Here is a 2,451-nt window from a genome sequence, read left to right as displayed (position 1 = left end):
ACGCCCCCGACAAACACCGCGCACTCCAACGAATCCTCACCCAAGACGAGGCGGCTTGACATAGGGCTTCTCATGCCACCACAGCGGTTGACACGGATGCTGACGACGACCCGGAAGTCGTTCGTCAACAGCTTCGCGGAGCGCGCCGAGCGGTCGCCGAACGGCGCCGAGCCAAGGCCGCCAAGCGCTGACAACCTCACGATGGATTCCCTGACCGCGCACGACGCTGATAGGACTTGCGTGCCACCACCCCACTTGACCAGCGGACAACCTCAGCACAAGGACAGCGCCCCCGGCCGAGCCGGATAACGTGCACAGGCGCGCATAGCGTGCATGACGTGCGGTACAACCGACCCGAAATCCCGCCGCACGAGTCCATCGAGCGCACCGACGCACCTCTGTGGTCCCCAGCGTGGTTTTCACATCAAGCAACCACAGAGGTAGCGGAGCTTCATTACCGCAGATCAGGACACGTTTCCTCTGGTCGGGCTGACAGGATTTGAACCTGCGACCACTTGACCCCCAGAAAGCAGCGGTAGCGCGTTTCCCCAGTTCACCGGAGGTTTTCTTGGTCAAGGCGTGGTGTGTGACGTTCACTGACGTGCAGGTCGTTCGGCATCGCGCATAACGTGTGGTCCCAGACTGGTCCCGGACAAGCGTCCGCTACGGCGTCGCCCTGCCCGCCGCCGCTCGAACTCGCGACAACTACGGTGCTGCGTTCCGGCCGTGCGGTTCCAACCGAGACAAGGTATTGTTCGAATGTTCCAAACATTATTTCGTTTTGTTCGGATAGGAGCTCGGTGTGGGCGCAGAGGCGATAGAGGCGGCAACATTCGTCCCGGAAGGGCGTGACGAGATGGCCCTCGTCGTTGGGTTCCTCGCCGCTCATGAGCGTCCCCGCGGATCGGCGGCTTTGCCTCGTTACGCCCTTGTCGGTGTCGATGAGCATGACCGGATCGAGCTGCCACCGACAGTGCATCAGGCGCTGAAGAAAGTGGTGGCCGCGCTCAGTGCCGGCAAGGCCGTCACCATCGCTCCGCAGACGATGAAGTTGACCACCCAACAAGCTGCCGACCTGTTGGGTGTCAGCCGCCCGACGGTGATTCGTCTGATCACCGACGGTACGTTGCCGGCTGAACGGATCGGCAATCGCCATCGACTGCTGCTCGACGACATTCTCGCCTACCGTGAGCAGCGCCGCAATCGCCAGTACGAGGCGCTGGCGGCTACGGCTGTCGACATTGACGGTGAGGACGATCCGGATGTAGTTCGCCAGCGGCTGCGTGAAGCACGCCAGGTCGTCGCAGAGCGGCGGCGAGCCAAGGCCGCCACGCGCTGACAACATCTGAGAATGTTCGCCGCGTTGTTGGATACCTCAGTGCTGTGGCCGAGCCTGCAGCGCGACTTCCTGCTCTCGCTGGCGGTCCAGGGTTTGTATCGGCCGTTGTGGTCAACAGCGATCCTCGATGAATTGCGTTACCACGATGCGCAGAAGCTCATCGGTCGCGGCCACGACCCAGTTCTCGCGGCGCAGCGGGCGCAACGCCTCGTTGATCGAATGAGCACGGCGTTCGATGACGCCGTCGTATCGAACTGGGAAAGCCTGGACGGCACGTTTGGGCTTCCCGACGTCGATGACGAACATGTTGTCGCGGCGGCACTGGTTGGAGGAGCGGATGTGATCGTCACCAGCAACTTGAAAGACTTTCCACCGCAACAGATCCCCAAACCCCTTATGGTGATCTCACCTGCGCAGTTCGCTGCCGACACCGTCGCGGTGTCGCCCTACGTCGCCTATCGCGCGGTGATGGGCATGGCTTCCAGATTCGTTCGGCCTTCGTCCACTGTCGACGAGATCCTTGACCACCTCGTGGCACGCTACGCCATGATCGAAGCGGTCGAACTCATCCGCGGCGTCATTTAGCTGACGGTCAAGAAGACGTGATCGTTAGCGGCATGGAGAATTTCCCTGGCGAATTGGATACGCTGCGTGCCGACAATGCGCGTTTACGTCGTCTTCTTCGGTTGAGTGAGGAGCAGGCGCGCGCAGCTGCCGGTGACCAGGCAACACTGACGGGAGCACCGGCCTCACCGGTGACCATGGGCTCCAGCTCTGCCGATAAAGTGCGGTTCTTTTTTTGATCTGTTCCGTTGTCGCGCCGATGTTTACGCGCTGCGTTGGGAGAACCGGCGAGATGGCCGTTCGGGTTGGATGCCGGCGATCAAAGGCTTTTGGCGCAAGGGGATGAATCGGGCCGACGCACCTTACGTCCCGCTGGCCCCGGAGGTCGTTGATGCCCACCTGCGGGGCGAGGCACACATCGGCTTGTATCCGCTGAGCGATGACGACACCTGCTGGTGGATCGCGGCAGATTGTTGAGCGTCTCTCTGGATGACGACCACGGGGTGGGGATTCGTCACTGGGGTTGACGATGGGCGGGCCGGTTGGAT

5 protein-coding genes are annotated in these 2,451 nt (G+C 61.9%); 4 read left to right on the top strand and 1 reads right to left on the bottom strand.

Going from position 1 to position 2,451, the window contains the following annotated elements; translation table 11 throughout:
• Positions 1-200 (bottom strand): hypothetical protein (locus tag FPZ47_RS29070; protein ID WP_210420034.1); only part of this gene is annotated, 200 nt, incomplete at its 3' end.
• Between the two features lie 602 nt (positions 201-802).
• Here FPZ47_RS29070 and FPZ47_RS27180 point away from each other — a divergent pair.
• Genes FPZ47_RS27180 through FPZ47_RS30820 form a run of 4 tightly spaced genes read left to right on the top strand, consistent with a single transcriptional unit; the run spans position 803 to position 2,380 of the window.
• Positions 803-1,339: a helix-turn-helix domain-containing protein gene (locus tag FPZ47_RS27180; RefSeq protein WP_144957329.1), complete on the top strand. Its 537-nt coding sequence runs from the start codon at positions 803-805 to the stop codon at positions 1,337-1,339.
• Positions 1,340-1,351: 12 nt separating this feature from the next.
• Positions 1,352-1,924 (top strand): PIN domain-containing protein, encoded by a 573-nt coding sequence (locus FPZ47_RS27175; protein ID WP_144957332.1) that lies wholly within the window; start codon positions 1,352-1,354, stop codon positions 1,922-1,924.
• Positions 1,925-1,956: 32 nt separating this feature from the next.
• Positions 1,957-2,142, top strand: a complete 186-nt coding sequence (locus FPZ47_RS30070) for a hypothetical protein (protein ID WP_246133641.1) — start codon at positions 1,957-1,959, stop codon at positions 2,140-2,142.
• The gene (locus tag FPZ47_RS30820) at positions 2,114-2,380 is read left to right on the top strand and encodes a TOTE conflict system archaeo-eukaryotic primase domain-containing protein (protein ID WP_428321254.1); all 267 of its coding nucleotides are present in this window, start codon (positions 2,114-2,116) and stop codon (positions 2,378-2,380) included. Before FPZ47_RS30070 ends, FPZ47_RS30820 begins: the two co-directional genes overlap by 29 nt.
• Positions 2,381-2,451 lie beyond the last annotated feature (71 nt).

Source organism: Mycobacterium helveticum, assembly GCF_007714205.1.
Lineage (GTDB): Bacteria > Actinomycetota > Actinomycetes > Mycobacteriales > Mycobacteriaceae > Mycobacterium > Mycobacterium helveticum.
Note: the sequence above shows the minus strand (reverse complement) of the source record. Positions and strands in the feature narration are given on the sequence as shown.